Genomic DNA, 14,996 nt, shown 5'->3' with positions numbered 1-14,996 from the left:
CATGGCTACATTTCCTCTACCGCCTCGACGCCCAGAAGCGCCAGACCATTCCTAACGAGCTGCCCGATCTGGGCCGCCAGGAAAAGCCTAGCACGACTAAGGTTACCATCTTGTACCACGATGAACCGCTTGTCCGGGCGATCGTTACCGAGATTCCAGTAACCATGAAGCGCGGCGGCCAGATCGTGAAGGAAGAAGGCGATGCGATGCGGCTCGCGCGCGGTGGCGGCGGCCTCGACGATGCGGGGGAACTGGGCGGCGAGCTTCACCATCTCCAGTTCCTCCTCGCCGAGCAGCTCGAGGTGCCCGTCCGACGGCGCGAGGTCCTCGGCAGCCGCCTTGCGCAGCGTCGAGCAGACGCGCGCATGGCAATACTGCACGTAGAAGACCGGGTTGTCCTTCGATGCCTCGACCACCTTCGCGAAATCGAAGTCCATCTGCGCCTCGGGCTTGCGGGTCAGCATGGTGAAGCGCACCACGTCCTTGCCCACCTCGCGCACGACGTCGGCGAGCGTGACGAACGTGCCCGACCGCTTCGACATCTTCACCGGCTGCCCGTCGCGCAGGAGCTGCACCATCTGGACAAGCTTGACCTCGAACGGCACGGCATCGCCGTCCGCGCCGGTCATCGCGGCGACGGCGGCCTTGATCCGCTTGACCGTGCCCGCATGGTCCGCGCCCCAGATATCGACGAGCGCGTCCGCGCCTTGCGCCTTCTGGTAGTGATAGGCGAGGTCGGCACCGAAATAGGTCCAGCTGCCGTCCGACTTCCTGATCGGGCGATCCTGGTCGTCGCCGAACTTCGTCGAGCGGAACAGCGGCAGTTCGACAGGCTCCCAGTCCTCGGGCGTCTTGCCCTTGGGCGCCTCGAGCATGCCGTCGTAGACGAGGTCACGCTCGCGCAGCCAGGCCTCGGCTTCGGCAGGCTTGCCGGCAGCCTGCAGTTCGGCCTCGGATGAGAACAGGTCGTGGTGAATGCCGAGCAGCGCGAGGTCGGCGCGGATCATTTCCAGCATCGCGGCGACGGCGCGTTCGCGGAACGGGACGAGCCACTCGCTTTCGGGCGCGGCCAGGTACCGGTCGCCGAATTCCTCCGCCAGCGCCTCGCCCACGGGCACGAGGTAGTCGCCGGGGTAGAGGCCTTCGGGAATCTCGCCCACGTCCTTGCCCAGCGCCTCGCGGTAGCGGACATGAACCGAGCGCGCGAGCACGTCGACCTGCCCGCCCGCGTCGTTGACGTAGTATTCGCGGATGACCTTGTGCCCCGCGAATTCGAGCAGGCTCGCCAGCGCATCGCCGACCACCGCGCCGCGGCAGTGGCCCATGTGCATCGGCCCGGTGGGGTTGGCCGAGACATACTCGATGTTGACCGTCCTGCCAGCGCCCATCGTCGACTTGCCGTAGTCCGCGCCCAGCTCCGCCACCGCGCGCAGTTCGGCGAGCCAGGCCTCGCGCGCGACGCGCAGGTTGATGAAGCCGGGACCGGCGATCTCCGCGCTCGTCACGTCGGGATCGGCGGCGAGTTTTTCGACGATCAGTCCGGCAAGCGCGCGCGGGTTGGTCTTCGCCTGCTTGGCGAGCACCATCGCGGCGTTGGTCGCAAGGTCTCCGTGCGAGGGATCGCGCGGCGGCTCGACCGTCACCGCGCGGCGCGGCGTATCGGGCGGCATGTGCCCCTCCGCCTCGAGGGCGGCGAGGACGGCGTCGAGCTTTTCGGTGAACCGGGCGTAGAGCGTAGGCGTATCGGACATGGCACGCGCCGTTAGCCGGTTTGCACGGTTTGGGAAACAGGGCGCTGCAATGCGCGATGCGCCGTGCCGCTCAGGCGACGGCGCGCAGCGTTTGCAATCCCCTGACCTTCGCGGCCGACACCACCCGGTCGCGTCCGTCGGCCTTGGCGCAGTAGACCGCCTGGTCGGCGTAGCGGATCGAGGTCGGCACGTCCTCGTCGCCGGCGCGGTAATGAAAACCGACGCTGGCGGTCACGCCCGTCCCGGCAAGCTGGCCGTCGAACGAGAGGGCCGCGATCCCCGCCCGTGCGGACAGGGCGAGCGCCGATACCGCCTCGGCATGGCGATCGTCGAGGAGGACGACGAATTCCTCGCCGCCGGTGCGGCAGACGGTGCCCAGCCCCTCGAACAGCGCGTTGAGCTTCGCACCCACCGCGCGCAGGATCTCGTCCCCGGCATCGTGCCCGAACTGGTCGTTCACGCGCTTGAAGTGGTCGAGGTCGATGACGAGCACCGCGCCCACCCGCCTGCGTCCAGCGCCGTCCTCGGCAATGCGCTTTTCGAAGCGGCGGCGGTTGCCGAGCTGGGTCAGCGGGTCGATCTCGCTTTCCTCGATGCGGCCGCGCAGCATGTCGTAGCCGATGGTCATGAGGAGCACGATGCCCACCGACATGCCCATCAGCGCGCTCATCGAGTGGAAGGCGATGTTCAGCCCCTCGTAGAACGCGACGACGTCGGCCTGACTGTCGCCGATGGGGTTGAGGAAGATGACGACCGTGCGCCCGGCATAGGACAGCGCCGCGCCTGCAACCACGCCGAAGGCGATCCAGTCGACCGGCGCTTCGCGTCGCAAGGCCCAGAGCGCGGGCAGCCCGGCGGCGATGATCGTGGTGCATGTCGCCTGCACGGCGACTCCGCGCAGCCAGTGCGGCGGTGCCCACGGCATGTCGGGCATGACGAAGACCGCAGCCATCATCGTCAGGATCGCGGCAAATGCGGGCGCATTGCGGCGATGGCGCGAAAGGAACGCCTGCAACATGATCAGCAAGGGCAGGAAGTGCGTCGCGACGGTGAACCACGAGACCCAGCGGTCGCCGCCCGGCTCGCGATAGCCGTCGACGATGATCGAAGCGCCGGCGATGGCGAAGCCCAGCGCCGCCCAGCGTGCCGAGACCAGCCGGCGGTCGACCACCGCGACGATTGCCAGCGCGAGCGTGAACAACACGTACATCGCTGGTATCAGGATGAAAAACTGGCTCTGCCCCGACATGGGCCGGGCCTAGCAGGAGTTCGTTTCCAACCTGCTAAGTACGCTTGCACAAAATCGGATTCTTCGCGGCTGCCGGGTCCTTATGCCTGCGCGATGCTGCCGCCGACGAATAGCCAGGTGCAGTAGGCGACGTAGAGCGCGACAAAGACCGCGCCTTCCCAGCGCTTGAGCGTCCAGCCGGTCCGCAGGAACAGGATGAGCAGCGCGGTGACCCCCAGCAGCACCCAGGCATCGAGTGCGGCGATCTCGGGCGGGACGGCGAGCGGCTTGACCACCGCCGTCGCGCCGAGGATGCCGAACACGTTGTAGATGTTCGAGCCCACGACATTGCCGAGCGCGACGTCGGCATGGCGGCGCAGCGCGGCGACCGAACAGGCGATCAGTTCAGGCAGCGAGGTCCCGATGGCGACGACCGAAAGGCCGATCACCGCTTCGGAGACACCCCATTCGCGGGCCAGCACGATCGCGCCCTCGACCAGGAACTGCGCGCCGAAGATGGCCGCCGCGATGCCGCCCACGGCCATCGCCGCAAGCAGCGGCCAGCTCCGCGTCTTCGGGGCCGCGTCCTGCGCGATGTGTTCGAGCATCTCGCCCTCCTCGTCGGGCGAACGCCGCTCGCCGAGATAGGCCCAGACGAGATAGGCGACGAGCACGGCGAGCAGGAACAGGCCCGCGACCAGGCCGATCTCTCCGAGCAGTGCGAAGGCGACGACCGCGAGCGTGGAGGCGACGACGGCCAGTCCGTCGCGACGGAACGCCCTCGGGTCGATCGCGAGGGGGACGATGACCGCGGTCACGCCCAGGATCAGCAGGATGTTGGCGATGTTCGAGCCGACCACGTTGCCCACCGCGATCCCCGGTGCGCCCGCCAGCGCCGCTTCTATGCCGGTGACGAGTTCGGGCATCGAGGTGCCGAAGCCGACGATGGTCAGCCCGGTGAGCAGCGGCGAGACCCTGAGCAGGTTGGCGATGCCGACCGCCCCGCGCACCAGCAGTTCGCCGCCAAGCGCGAGCAGGACCAGCCCGCCGATGATCAGGATTGCGGTCATTCGGGTGTCCCGAACATGATCCGCATCGCGGCGCGGTAGGCGTTGCCGAGGTCGGCGGCGTGGGTGCCGCCGGGGACGTTCACGAAACGCGTGTCCCACGGCAGGTCGTCGCGCGCGGCGATGGCGTCGCGCCATTCGATGGCGGTGCCGCGCAGGTAGTCCCAGTCCGCCGAACCCGACGCCAGGATCAGGTAGCCGTTCCTCGGCTTGTCGGGCGGTGGCAGGTCCATGCCGTAGAGCAGCCGGGTCTCGAACTCGCGGCCCGGATTGCTGGCCAGGTGGCCCCAGAACAGGCCGGGCTTGCGCCATGCCGCCTGCAGCACCGCGCTGCCGCCCCGGCTCTGGCCGACAAGCACGCGGCGGTCCGGATCGGTGCGGAACTTCGCCTCTATGCGCGGCACCAGCTCCTTTTCAAGCATGTCGAGGAATTGCGGGGAGCCGCCGGGCGTCCCGTCGTCCATCTTCAGCCGGTAATCGATGTGCCGCTTGTTGATCGACGGATCGAAACTGCCGTAGGCGATGCCCACCAGGATCGCCTCGGGCAGCTTGTCGTCGTAGTGCATGAGCAGGTGCATCGGCGCGAGCATCGGGAAAGTCGAATCGCCGTCCAGCATGTAGACCACCGGATACCGCGCGTCGGGCTTCGCATCGTATCCTTCGGGAAGCCGGACGAAGATGTGGTATGTGCGCCCCACTTCCCGCGAATCCAGCGCGAAATAATCGCCGGCAAGCGCGGGCAGGTGCGCCACCGATCCGACTTGCCGCCAATCTTCCTGCGCATGCGAGGGCTGCGCGAACATGATCGCGGCAACGAGCGCCGCCTTGCCGAGCGAGTGTGCGAATCCGGTTTCCATGCGCCTGCCTAACCCGGCAAGCCGCCCGGTGCCACGCCGAACGAGCGCGCAGCGCGAACTGTCCTACATCGGCCGTCGATGCGATAGCGGCGGCCTGTGCAGTCGCGCGAAGACGAGGAAAATCGACAATGACAGGTGTCAACTTCACCGCGGGGACGATTTTCCACGCTTTTTCCGATACTTGCTCGCATTTCGGCAGGGCGACAGGGTGTCGCCTTCGTCAACTTCGCCCGGACGGCGGCACCAGCGGCCTCCCCCTGTCCAAACCCGCGCAAATCCGCTAACGGGCCGCGCATGCAGACAACCGACAAACCCCGGACCTACAGGGTCAAGAGCTTCGGCTGCCAGATGAACGTCTACGACGGCGAGCGCATGGCCGAGATGCTTGCCGAGGACGGCCTGTCGCCCGCGCCCGAGGGCGAGGATGCCGACCTCGTCGTGCTCAACACATGCCATATCCGCGAAAAGGCCGCAGAGAAGGTCTATTCGGACATCGGCCGGCTCAAGCGCGAGGACGGCTCGTCCCCGCTGATCGCCGTCGCCGGCTGCGTCGCGCAGGCCGAGGGCGAGGAGATCATGGCGCGCGCGCCGTCGGTGCGCATGGTCGTCGGACCGCAGGCCTACCACCGGCTGCCCGCGATGGTGCGCGATGCCGCGGACGGCAGGCGCTCGACCGACACCGACATGCCCGCCGAAACCAAGTTCGACGCGTTGCCCGCGCGCCGCAAGTCGGGGCCGACCGCGTTCCTCACCGTGCAGGAAGGGTGCGACAAGTTCTGCACCTATTGCGTGGTGCCCTACACGCGCGGCGCCGAAGCCTCCCGCCCGTTCGCCGACCTCGTGGCCGAGGCCGAAAGGCTGGTCGCAGGCGGCGCGCGCGAGATCACGCTGCTCGGCCAGAACGTCAACGCCTGGACCGGCGAGGACGCGAAAGGGCGCGGCGTCGGCCTGGAGGGCCTCGTCGCGGCGCTGGCCGAAATGCCCGACCTCGCCCGCATCCGCTACACGACCAGCCACCCCAACGACATGACCGACGCGCTGATCGCCGCGCACGGCGAGATCGCGAAGCTGATGCCCTATCTCCACCTGCCGGTGCAGTCGGGCAGCGACCGCGTGCTCGGGGCGATGAACCGCAGCCACACGGTGGACAGCTACCTCGCCCTGCTCGACCGCTTCCGCGCGGCGCGGCCCGACATCGCGCTTTCGGGCGACTTCATCGTCGGCTTCCCCGGCGAGACGGAGGCCGAGTTCGGGGAAACGCTGAAGCTGGTCGACGCGGTCGGCTATGCGCAGGCGTTCAGCTTCAAGTACTCGCCGCGACCCGGCACGCCTGCCGCGACGATGGACGGACAGGTCCCCCGCCAAGTCATGGACGAGCGGTTGCAGCGCCTGCAGGCGGCGATCAACCGCGACCAGCTTGCCTTCAACCAAGCGAGCACGGGGCGGACCTGCGAGGTCCTCGTCGAACGGCGCGGAAAGCTGCCCGGCCAGTGGCTGGGCAAGTCGCCCTGGCTGCAATCGGTGTTCTTCGAGGGCGAGGCCGCGATCGGCGACATCGTCACCGTCGAGCTCGCCGAGGCGGGGCCGAACTCGCTGCGCGGTCGCCTGCTCGAACGCGCGCTAGTTTAGCTGGACGTACTCGGGATCGATCGGGATCAGCACCGCCCCCTGCTCGGCTCCGAGACCGCCTTTGACCATGCTGGGATTCGAAGGATAGGCATCGCCGTCGTACTTGAGCCTGACCGTGCCCGAAGGACCGCCGCCGCCGCTGATGTCGACGGTGAGGTCGCGCCAGCCGTTGGTGCGGCTGTCGAGCATGGTCACCGGCGTGCGCGAGATGCTGGTCTCCATGACGGCGCGCCAGTGCTCTCCCTCGCGGGTCAGGACCAGCGCGCTGCACCCGCCGGTGCCGCACAGCATCGGTCCCGCAACGTAGACGATGGCCTCGTCGATCGTGTCGCCGTCGAGGTCCGCCCAGCCCAGCGCATAGCGCACGTCCTGGTGGGCCCCGTACTTTCGCTCAAGCCAGGCCTGCACGCCCGCCTGCGCCAGTTCCTCCGGACTGGGAGTGCTGGCTACGTCCTCACCCCTCGAACAGCCTGCAAGGACAGCGATGCCCGCAAGCAACAGCGCAATTCTTTTCATGTCGCCCTCCACTCGGCTCGTGGATAGCACGACTATGCGCGTCCACCGGCGCTTGCGCAAGCGCGACAGCCGTCGCAACCTGTATCCGGCACCCAGCGAAAGGATGGCATGAGTCGCAAAGCTTCCCGCACCGAACAGGCTGCAATCGACAAGCCCGCGAATCGCCGCGACGCTCCCCGACGCGCAAGGACCGAAGTCGAATTCGAGGAAGTGGCCGTGCTCGGCGCGCTGTTCGGGCAGTTCGACGCAAACCTTGTGCAGATCGAGAACCGTCTCGGCGTCTACATCGCGGCGCGCGGCAACAAGGTGCAGATCGAAGGGCCCGAGGAAGCGGTCGCAAGGGCGCGCGACGTCCTGAAATCGATGCACCAGCGGCTTGCCCAGGGGCACGATCTCGATACCGGCGCGGTCGAATCGCTGATCGCGATGTCGGCCGAGCCGACGCTGGAAGGCATCATCACCGGCGACGACAGCGGCGGCGCGCCGCCGATCATGATCCGCACGCGCAAGAAGACCATCGTCCCGCGCTCCGCCACCCAGATCGACTACATGCGCGCGCTGATCCGCAGCGACATCATCTTCGCGCTCGGCCCGGCGGGCACCGGCAAGACCTACCTCGCGGTGGCGCAGGCGGTCAGCCAGCTGATCACCGGCAGCGTCCAGCGCCTGATCCTGTCGCGACCGGCGGTCGAGGCGGGAGAGCGCATCGGCTTCCTGCCCGGAGACATGAAGGAGAAGGTCGATCCCTACCTGCGCCCGCTATACGACGCGCTCTACGACTGCATGCCGCCCGAGCAGGTCGAGCGGAGGATCGCCAGCGGCGAGATCGAGATCGCGCCCATCGCCTTCATGCGCGGCCGCACGCTGGGCGAGGCTTTCGTGATCCTCGACGAGGCGCAGAACACCACGCCCGCGCAGATGAAGATGTTCCTCACGCGATTCGGCCAGAACAGTCGAATGGTCGTGTGCGGAGACCCCCGGCAAGTCGACATACCAGGCGGCGATTCGCACTCGGGCCTCGCCGACGCGGTCAACCGGCTCGAGGGTGTCGAGGGCATATCGGTCGTGCGCTTCGGCGCCGCGGACGTCGTACGCCACCCGATCGTGGGCCGGATCGTCGATGCCTACGAAGGCACGGCGGGATAGGATCGGTCCGGGCGCCTGCGATGGACCTCGACTGCTCGGTCGAAGCGGGCTGGCCCGGCGGCACGGACTGGGAGGCGCTGGCGATCCGCGTCGCGGAGGCAACGGTGCGGATTGCGCCGGAGCTTGCGAATCCGCGGCTTTCGGCAAGCCTGCTGTTCACAAGCGACGCGGAAATTCGGGGTCTCAACCGCACCTGGCGGGAAAAGGACAAGCCGACCAACGTGCTCTCCTTCCCGATGATCGGGCGCGCCGACCTGCTCGCGCTCGCGCCGGAAGGACCACCCGAAATGCTCGGCGACATTGCGCTGGCGAGCGAAACCTGCGCCCGCGAAGCGGCGGAAAAGGGCGTCTCTCTCGATGCGCATGCGGCACACCTCATCGTCCACGGCCTGCTTCACCTCGCGGGACACGATCACGAACTGGGCGAGGAAGAGGCTGGCGCGATGGAGGAAGCGGAGATAAAGGCCCTTGCCCTCATGGGCATCGAAAACCCATATGAACGTCCTGACGCAACATAGAAGGCAACCGAACGATCATGGCCGACAATGGCCGCGTTGGCGATCCAGCTGCCGGAGACCCGGACAGTAGCCCCGCGCTCTGGCGCTCCATCAGACGACTTTTCGACCGCGGCGAAGGCGAGCAGTCGCTTCGCGCGCAGATCGAGGAAGCGATCAACGAACACGAAGACGAGGCCGAGAGCGGCTCTGCCAGCGGCGACCTTTCGCCGCTCGAACGGCAGATGCTGCGCAACCTCCTTCACTTCAGCGAGCACGACGCCGACGACGTGGCGATCCCGCGCGGCGAGATCACGGCGGTTCCGGCCTCGGCAAGCTGGGACGAGATGGTCGCCGCCTTCGCCGAGCACGGCCACAGCCGCCTGCCGGTCTACGAGGACACCCTCGACGACGTGATCGGCATGATGCTGATCAAGGATGTCTTCCCCTTCCTCGCCAGCGGCAAGACGCCGCCGCGCGACTGGAAGAGCCTGATGCGCCAGCCGCTCTACGTGCCGCAGGCGCGCGGGGCACTCGACGTGCTCGCCGACATGCGCGCGAGCCGCACGCACCTTGCCGTGGTGGTCGACGAATATTCGGGCGTGGACGGCATCATCACCATCGAGGACCTCGTCGAGGAAATCGTCGGCGAGATCGAGGACGAGCACGACGATGCGCCCGAGGAATTGCTGGTTCCGCTGGAAGACGGCCTGTGGGAAGCCGACGCCCGCGTCGAACTGGAAGACATCGCCGAGAAGATCGATCCGCGCCTTGCGGAAGTCGAGGAAGCGGTGGATACTCTCGGAGGTCTGACGTTCGTTCTTGCCGAACAGGTTCCGGAAGTTGGCACTATTCTGGAACATGACAGCGGCTGGCGAATTGAAGTCGTCGCAGGCAACGAACGTCATGTGACGCGCCTGCGGTTGCACCCTCCCGTAGTGACGGAGATTGAGGAAGCATAAGTTCCTGACTGGGAACGCCAATTCTTCGAACAGGAAAAACTGGATTGCCGGTACGCCGACTGCCACCCCTGCGCGCCCTCGAAGCGTTCGTTCGTGTCGTGAAACTTGGCTCGGCGAAAGCCGCGGCGAACGAGCTCGCGCTATCGCCCTCGGCCCTGTCGCGACGGGTCGCCGCGCTCGAGGAATTCACCGGCAAGCGGCTGTTCACGCGCCAGCACCAGTCGATGAAGCTGACCGAGGAAGGGCAGGCGTTCTACAACGTGGTCGCGCCCAAGCTCGAAGAGCTTTCCGACGCGGTCGATTCGCAGATCGAGAATGCCAAGGTCCTGCGGCTGCACCTGGGCGTGCCGTCGCTCTTCGGCGGGCAGCGCCTGTTCCCTCGCCTGCCCGAACTGCGCAAGCTGCACCCGCGCCTGCATATCGACATGGACACCAGCCCGCATTCGGACACGAAAGTCGGCGATACGCTCGATGCGGCAATCATCCTCGCGCACCGGCCCGATCCGTCGTTCTATTCGGTCCGGCTCGATCACAACCGCGTCTACGCGATCGTCTCCAAGGAACTTGCCGAGGAAATCGGGCCTGTGCCCGATCGCGACGCCTTGTCCGGCCAGACATTTCTCATCCACAACGACCTGCCGGAAAGCTTCCACGCCTGGCTCGAGGCGATGGACCTGCGCAACCTGCAGCCTGCGGCGATCGACCACTTCGATTCGGGCCAGCTGATCCTCGAAGCCGCGGCGCAGGGCCTGGGCATCGCGATCATGCACGACGACCATTTCACGCGATCGCGCGACGACAGGCTGGCGCGCCTGTTCGATATCGATGTCGAAAGTCCATATAGCTACTGGTTCGTCTGCCGGCCGAAGGACCTCGAAACCCGGCCCGTGAAAATCTTCCACGAATGGATGCTCGGCGCCGGACTGTGACGGCGATGCGCGTTCTCGCCGGCCGATGAAACGCATCTACGCGGATTTGCTGCTGCTGGCGGCGGCGCTTGTCTGGGGCCTTGCGTTCTATTTCCAGAAGAACGCCATGGCGCATATCGGGCCGCTCTTGTTCATCGGCCTTCGTGCGGCGGTGTCGGCGTTCGCGCTGGCCCCGCTTGCATGGCGCGAGCGGGCGGCCAAGGGTCCCTCGCCGCGCCGCTTCCTGCTGATCGTCGCGATGGGCGGGTTCGCGTTCCTTACGGCGGGTTTCCTGCAGCAGGCGGGAATCGTGACGGCGACGGTCATCAATGCGGGCCTGCTGACTTCGCTTTACGTGGTGATGGTCCCGCTGATGGTCTGGCTCGTCCATCGCCGCGCGCCCCTGCCGGTCGTCTGGGTGGGCGTGGCGCTCGCCTTCGCGGGAAGCTGGCTGCTCGGAGGAGCCTCGTTCGGCGGCCTTTCAACCGGCGACTGGCTTGTCGCGGTTTCCACGGTCGGGTGGGCGATGCACATCCTCGTGACCGAAGCGGCTGCGCGCCAGGGCCGGCCGTTCGGCTACACCTGCCTGCAGTTCGCCCTCGTCGCGCTGGTCGCCATTCCGGTCGCGCTGGCGAGCGAGGGCGGCAGCCTGGCAGGGATTGCGGCGGCCTGGCCCGACATCCTGTTCGTCGGCCTGGTATCGGGCGCGCTGGGCTTCGGCATAATGGCGATAGCGCTTGCCCACGCGCCGCCTGCCGAGGCGACGATCATCATGTCGCTGGAGACGGTCTTTGCCGCGATGGCGGGCATCCTCCTGCTGGGCGAGCGCCTTTCGCCGCTTGGCTGGGCGGGCGCCGGGCTGATCTTCGTCGCCGTGCTCGTCGTCCAGGTCGGGCGCTTCCGCAGCCGGCGCGGGCTGATCCCGCCAGTCGCTTGACCGGAGCATGCCACCCCCGCAATGTCGCTGCGGGAACCAGGGCAAGGAGGTAACGGATCATGAAAGGGATCGGACGGGGCATCGCGGCGATCGCGCTGTTCGCCGTGCCGGTGGTGGCGAATGCGCAGGCGGAAACAGGCAGCGCCGAGGCAGCTCGAACCACCGTCGACGCGATCCTGCCGCTCGGCACCTATGCGCGGATCATGAACGAATCGATGGCGCAGGTGCAGGACCAGATGATGAAGGGCATCGGCACCCTGCCGCTCAAGAGCCTCCTCGCGGCCAGCGGGATCGAGCAGGAGCGAATCGCAAGGCTGGGCGATGGCACCCTCCAGGAGCTGATGGAGCTTGTCGATCCGGCTCACGAGGAGCGGATGCGGCTGACCAACGCGGTGATGATGGACGAGATGACGCAGCTCATGTCCGCGATGGAGCCTTCGATCCGCGCCGGGCTGGTCGAAGCCTACGCGTCGCGCTTCACGGCGGACGAGCTGGGGGAGATGAACGCGTTCTTCGCCACGCCGGCAGGCGCGAAGTACGCGCGGCAATCGATGCAGATCTTCATTGCGCCCGAAGTGATGAGCAAGATGCAGGACTTCGTGCCCAGGATCATGGAGCAGATGCCCGGCATCATGGAGCGCGTCGGGGCGGTCACCGCCGAATTGCCCAAACCGCGCAAGATCGATGACCTGAGCCCGGCCGAGCGCGAGCGCTTCCGCGAACTCGTGGGGATCGAGGCGGGCGCGGCCGACTGACCCGCCCGCCACCGCTCGCCATCAGCCCTCGCTGACGGTCGCCCTGGTGATGGTGCCGGGACTGGCCGGCGGCTCGCCCTGCGGCAGCGCGTCGACGTGTTCCATTCCTTCCTCGACGTTGCCCCACACGGTGTACTGCCTGTCGAGGAACGTGGCGTCGTCGAAGACGATGAAGAACTGGCTGTTCGCCGAATTGGGATCGCTGGTGCGCGCCATCGAGCAGGCGCCGCGCGTGTGCGGCTCGGCATTGAATTCGGCATCGAGGTCGGGCTTTTCCGATCCGCCGGTGCCGGTGCCATGCGGGCAGCCGCCCTGCGCCATGAAGCCGTCGATCACGCGGTGGAACTTCACGCCGTCGTAGAAGCCTTCTCCGGCAAGCTCCTTGATTCGTTCGACGTGGTTGGGGGCCAGGTCCGGGCGAAGCTTGATCTTCACGTCGCCGCCTTCGCCGTTGCCGGTGTCGAGCGTGAGGGTGAGGTATTCGTCGGCCATGGGAATCTCCTGTGCGTGTTCGCGCCCGATATAGGGGCGTGCATCGCAAAGTCACGCCCGCCGCTTTTCGGACGGTTGCTTTTGGCGCGGGCCGCCGTAGACCGGCGCGCATGACTCCGCAGGATCTCGAAGACGTGGTGCTCGAAGACGGCGAACGGCCCGCCGGGGAGCAGCCGGAAAGCGAGAGCCTCGACGAGGAAAACCGCCTGAAGCCCGAATTCGTCCGCAACGTGCACGAGGCGGTGCGCGAGGGCGACTACGACCGCGCCTACGAACTCGTGGAGCCGCTGCACCCCGCCGACATCGCCGACCTTCTCGAGCTGACCGAGGAGGACCAGCGGCTCGACGTGGCACGCGCCATCCGCGACCAGATGAGCGCGGAAGTCATCGCCGAGCTGAACGACTACGTTCGCGAGCAGCTCCTCGCCAACCTCCCGGCCGAGATTGTGGCGGGCATCGCCGAACAACTCGAAACCGACGACGCCGTCGCGATGATCGAGGACCTCGACCGCGACGACCAGCGCGCCGTCCTCGCCGAACTCGAGCCCGAGGACCGTGCCGCGATCGAGGCGGCGCTCGCCTATCCCGAGGAGACCGCCGGCCGCCTGATGAGCCGCGACTTCATCGCGGTTCCCGAGCACCTCATGGTCGGCGACCTGATCGACTTCCTGCGCGAGAACAAGGACCTGCCGACCGACTTCTGGGAAGTCTTCGTGGTCGATCCGGCGCACCGTCCGCTGGGCACCTGCGCGCTTTCGTGGATCATGCGCACGCCCCGCCACGTCCCCCTCAGCGACGTGATGACGCGCGACCAGACGCTGATTCCGGTCATGATGGACCAGGAGGAAGTCGCGCTGCGCTTCCAGAAGTACGCGCTCATTTCCGCTGCGGTGGTCGACGAATCGGGTCGCCTCGTCGGGCAGATGACGGTCGACGACATCGTCCACATCGTCCAGGCCGAAGCGGGTGAGGACGTGCTGCTCCTTTCGGGCGCGGGCGAAGGCGACATCAACGAGCCGATCCGCGACGCCTACTCCTCGCGCGTGCGCTGGCTGGTCGCGAACCTCGGCACCGCGCTGATCGCCAGCCTCATCATCGCGATGTTCGGGGCCGCAATCGAACAGCTCGTCGCGCTGGCGATCCTCATGCCCATCGTCGCCTCGATCGGCGGCAACGCCGGTACGCAGACGATGGCGGTCTCGGTCCGCGCCATCGCGATGAACCAGCTTACGCGGTCGAACACCAGGCGCATCCTCTGGCGGGAAACGCGCGTCGCCGTGCTCAACGGCGCTACCGTCGCGGTGCTGATCGGGCTGGCGACGGCGGCGATATTCTCGCCGATGCTGGGCGCGGTCATCGCGCTGGCGGTCATCATCAACATCCTGACCGCGGGCCTTGCGGGCGTGGTCGTCCCTGTCCTGTTCGAGCGGCTGGGGCAGGACCCCGCCGTCGCCAGCTCGGTGTTCGTCACCATGATCACCGATTCGATGGGGTTCTTCGCATTCCTCGGGCTTGCCGTCGTCAGCGGGCTGGTCGGCTGACGTTTGCGGGGGCCGCGCGCGCTTCCTATCTGGAAGCCGATGCCGCTTCACATGACCAAGATCGCCTACGGGGCGCAAAGCGCCGCATCGCTAAGGCGCTGGCTGGAAAGCCACGATGCCGAGGCGCGCCTGTCCACTCGCTACCTGCCCAAGCGGCACGAGGAGATGAACGGCGGCTCGCTCTTCTGGATTCACGAACATGCCATCGTCGGACGCTCGCCGCTTATCGGTTTCGAGCAGCGGCAGGACGGCCGCTGGGACATCCGGCTCGAACCGCGCCTCATTGCCGTCGAACCGCGCGCCAAGCGGGCGCACCAGGGCTGGCGGTACCTCAAGGCCGAGGCTGCCCCGCGCGATCTCGACGGGGACATGGAAGGCGAAGCGCTGCCGCCCCGCCTTGTCGGCGAACTGGCGAAGCTGGGCCTCGTCTGACCGCGCGGTCGGAACCTGCGCGGCAGGCGGCTCGTTGTGAGGGCAAAGGAGAAAGAACCATGCCCGAACGCCAGTCACGCCACCCCGACAACGATCTCATCGACCGCATGACCGACCGCGACACGCCGGATCAGGCCGGTTCGGCGGGCGGCAACCTGCAACGCGATGTCGGCAAGCGCGCCGAAAAGCATCACGTGAAGGACGCCGATCCCGAAGTCGAACGCGTTCGCAAGAGCGACGAGGCCGAGAGCGAGCCCCAACCCAAGACCAACCCCTGAACG

16 protein-coding genes are annotated in these 14,996 nt (G+C 67.2%); 10 read left to right on the top strand and 6 right to left on the bottom strand.

Going from position 1 to position 14,996, the window contains the following annotated elements:
- Positions 1-5: 5 nt before the first annotated feature.
- The 4 genes from argS to FHS75_RS07595 all read right to left on the bottom strand — a co-directional run bounded on the left by argS (position 6) and on the right by FHS75_RS07595 (position 4,903).
- Entirely contained in the window at positions 6-1,751 is a 1,746-nt protein-coding gene (argS, locus tag FHS75_RS07610; protein ID WP_179407079.1) for an arginine--tRNA ligase, read from the bottom strand.
- Positions 1,752-1,821: 70 nt separating this feature from the next.
- A complete protein-coding gene (locus FHS75_RS07605) occupies positions 1,822-3,000 on the bottom strand; it encodes a GGDEF domain-containing protein (RefSeq protein ID WP_179407078.1) in 1,179 nt (392 codons plus the stop codon).
- Positions 3,001-3,080: 80 nt separating this feature from the next.
- Positions 3,081-4,049, bottom strand: a complete 969-nt coding sequence (locus FHS75_RS07600; RefSeq protein ID WP_179407077.1) for a calcium/sodium antiporter — start codon at positions 4,047-4,049, stop codon at positions 3,081-3,083.
- The gene (locus FHS75_RS07595; protein WP_179407076.1) at positions 4,046-4,903 is read right to left on the bottom strand and encodes an alpha/beta hydrolase; all 858 of its coding nucleotides are present in this window, start codon (positions 4,901-4,903) and stop codon (positions 4,046-4,048) included. Before FHS75_RS07595 ends, FHS75_RS07600 begins: the two co-directional genes overlap by 4 nt.
- A 294-nt stretch (positions 4,904-5,197) precedes the next feature.
- On the opposite strand from FHS75_RS07595, the gene miaB reads away from it, so the two are divergent.
- Positions 5,198-6,532 (top strand): tRNA (N6-isopentenyl adenosine(37)-C2)-methylthiotransferase MiaB, encoded by a 1,335-nt coding sequence (gene miaB, locus FHS75_RS07590; protein ID WP_179407075.1) that lies wholly within the window; start codon positions 5,198-5,200, stop codon positions 6,530-6,532.
- On the opposite strand, the gene FHS75_RS07585 is transcribed toward miaB, so the two are convergent.
- Complete coding sequence (locus FHS75_RS07585; RefSeq protein ID WP_179407074.1) at positions 6,524-7,048, bottom strand: hypothetical protein; 525 nt, start codon at positions 7,046-7,048, stop codon at positions 6,524-6,526. The genes miaB and FHS75_RS07585 overlap by 9 nt on opposite strands.
- A gap of 108 nt (positions 7,049-7,156) precedes the next feature.
- On the opposite strand from FHS75_RS07585, the gene FHS75_RS07580 reads away from it, so the two are divergent.
- The 6 genes from FHS75_RS07580 to FHS75_RS07555 are packed head-to-tail and all read left to right on the top strand — an operon-like array spanning position 7,157 to position 12,250.
- The gene (locus FHS75_RS07580; protein WP_179407073.1) at positions 7,157-8,194 is read left to right on the top strand and encodes a PhoH family protein; all 1,038 of its coding nucleotides are present in this window, start codon (positions 7,157-7,159) and stop codon (positions 8,192-8,194) included.
- 20 nt (positions 8,195-8,214) lie between these two features.
- Positions 8,215-8,712, top strand: a complete 498-nt coding sequence (gene ybeY / locus FHS75_RS07575; RefSeq protein ID WP_179407072.1) for an rRNA maturation RNase YbeY — start codon at positions 8,215-8,217, stop codon at positions 8,710-8,712.
- Positions 8,713-8,729: 17 nt separating this feature from the next.
- Complete coding sequence (locus tag FHS75_RS07570) at positions 8,730-9,650, top strand: hemolysin family protein (protein WP_179407071.1); 921 nt, start codon at positions 8,730-8,732, stop codon at positions 9,648-9,650.
- Positions 9,651-9,694: 44 nt separating this feature from the next.
- Positions 9,695-10,579 (top strand): LysR substrate-binding domain-containing protein, encoded by an 885-nt coding sequence (locus FHS75_RS07565; protein WP_179407070.1) that lies wholly within the window; start codon positions 9,695-9,697, stop codon positions 10,577-10,579.
- Between the two features lie 25 nt (positions 10,580-10,604).
- Positions 10,605-11,495 carry a DMT family transporter gene (locus FHS75_RS07560; protein ID WP_179407069.1) on the top strand — a complete coding sequence of 297 codons (891 nt, stop codon included), beginning with the start codon at positions 10,605-10,607 and terminating at the stop codon, positions 11,493-11,495.
- Between the two features lie 59 nt (positions 11,496-11,554).
- Positions 11,555-12,250 carry a DUF2059 domain-containing protein gene (locus tag FHS75_RS07555; RefSeq protein WP_179407068.1) on the top strand — a complete coding sequence of 232 codons (696 nt, stop codon included), beginning with the start codon at positions 11,555-11,557 and terminating at the stop codon, positions 12,248-12,250.
- Between the two features lie 21 nt (positions 12,251-12,271).
- Here FHS75_RS07555 and FHS75_RS07550 read toward each other — a convergent pair whose 3' ends face one another.
- Entirely contained in the window at positions 12,272-12,742 is a 471-nt protein-coding gene (locus tag FHS75_RS07550) for a peptidylprolyl isomerase (protein ID WP_179407067.1), read from the bottom strand.
- 110 nt (positions 12,743-12,852) lie between these two features.
- On the opposite strand from FHS75_RS07550, the gene mgtE reads away from it, so the two are divergent.
- The 3 genes from mgtE to FHS75_RS07535 are packed head-to-tail and all read left to right on the top strand — an operon-like array spanning position 12,853 to position 14,993.
- Positions 12,853-14,283: a magnesium transporter gene (mgtE, locus tag FHS75_RS07545; RefSeq protein ID WP_179407066.1), complete on the top strand. Its 1,431-nt coding sequence runs from the start codon at positions 12,853-12,855 to the stop codon at positions 14,281-14,283.
- A 39-nt stretch (positions 14,284-14,322) separates the two neighbouring features.
- Positions 14,323-14,715: a DUF1489 family protein gene (locus FHS75_RS07540; RefSeq protein WP_179407065.1), complete on the top strand. Its 393-nt coding sequence runs from the start codon at positions 14,323-14,325 to the stop codon at positions 14,713-14,715.
- 59 nt (positions 14,716-14,774) lie between these two features.
- Positions 14,775-14,993: a hypothetical protein gene (locus FHS75_RS07535; protein WP_179407064.1), complete on the top strand. Its 219-nt coding sequence runs from the start codon at positions 14,775-14,777 to the stop codon at positions 14,991-14,993.
- Positions 14,994-14,996: the final 3 nt, after the last annotated feature.

The organism is Novosphingobium marinum, assembly GCF_013408095.1.
In the GTDB taxonomy this organism is placed as follows: domain Bacteria; phylum Pseudomonadota; class Alphaproteobacteria; order Sphingomonadales; family Sphingomonadaceae; genus Novosphingobium; species Novosphingobium marinum.
Note: the sequence above shows the minus strand (reverse complement) of the source record. Positions and strands in the feature narration are given on the sequence as shown.

Excerpts from the sequence above, each read along its gene's own strand:
- miaB (WP_179407075.1), top strand. The coding sequence starts at position 5,198 with ATGCAGACAACCGACAAACCCCGGACCTACAGGGTCAAGAGCTTCGGC.
- mgtE (WP_179407066.1), top strand. The coding sequence starts at position 12,853 with ATGACTCCGCAGGATCTCGAAGACGTGGTGCTCGAAGACGGCGAACGG.
- FHS75_RS07560 (WP_179407069.1), top strand. The coding sequence starts at position 10,605 with ATGAAACGCATCTACGCGGATTTGCTGCTGCTGGCGGCGGCGCTTGTC.
- FHS75_RS07555 (WP_179407068.1), top strand. The coding sequence starts at position 11,555 with ATGAAAGGGATCGGACGGGGCATCGCGGCGATCGCGCTGTTCGCCGTG.
- FHS75_RS07535 (WP_179407064.1), top strand. The coding sequence starts at position 14,775 with ATGCCCGAACGCCAGTCACGCCACCCCGACAACGATCTCATCGACCGC.
- FHS75_RS07585 (WP_179407074.1), bottom strand. The coding sequence starts at position 7,048 with ATGAAAAGAATTGCGCTGTTGCTTGCGGGCATCGCTGTCCTTGCAGGC.
- FHS75_RS07600 (WP_179407077.1), bottom strand. The coding sequence starts at position 4,049 with ATGACCGCAATCCTGATCATCGGCGGGCTGGTCCTGCTCGCGCTTGGC.
- FHS75_RS07550 (WP_179407067.1), bottom strand. The coding sequence starts at position 12,742 with ATGGCCGACGAATACCTCACCCTCACGCTCGACACCGGCAACGGCGAA.
- FHS75_RS07540 (WP_179407065.1), top strand. The coding sequence starts at position 14,323 with ATGCCGCTTCACATGACCAAGATCGCCTACGGGGCGCAAAGCGCCGCA.
- FHS75_RS07580 (WP_179407073.1), top strand. The coding sequence starts at position 7,157 with ATGAGTCGCAAAGCTTCCCGCACCGAACAGGCTGCAATCGACAAGCCC.
- FHS75_RS07595 (WP_179407076.1), bottom strand. The coding sequence starts at position 4,903 with ATGGAAACCGGATTCGCACACTCGCTCGGCAAGGCGGCGCTCGTTGCC.
- FHS75_RS07605 (WP_179407078.1), bottom strand. The coding sequence starts at position 3,000 with ATGTCGGGGCAGAGCCAGTTTTTCATCCTGATACCAGCGATGTACGTG.
- ybeY (WP_179407072.1), top strand. The coding sequence starts at position 8,215 with ATGGACCTCGACTGCTCGGTCGAAGCGGGCTGGCCCGGCGGCACGGAC.
- argS (WP_179407079.1), bottom strand. The coding sequence starts at position 1,751 with ATGTCCGATACGCCTACGCTCTACGCCCGGTTCACCGAAAAGCTCGAC.
- FHS75_RS07570 (WP_179407071.1), top strand. The coding sequence starts at position 8,730 with ATGGCCGACAATGGCCGCGTTGGCGATCCAGCTGCCGGAGACCCGGAC.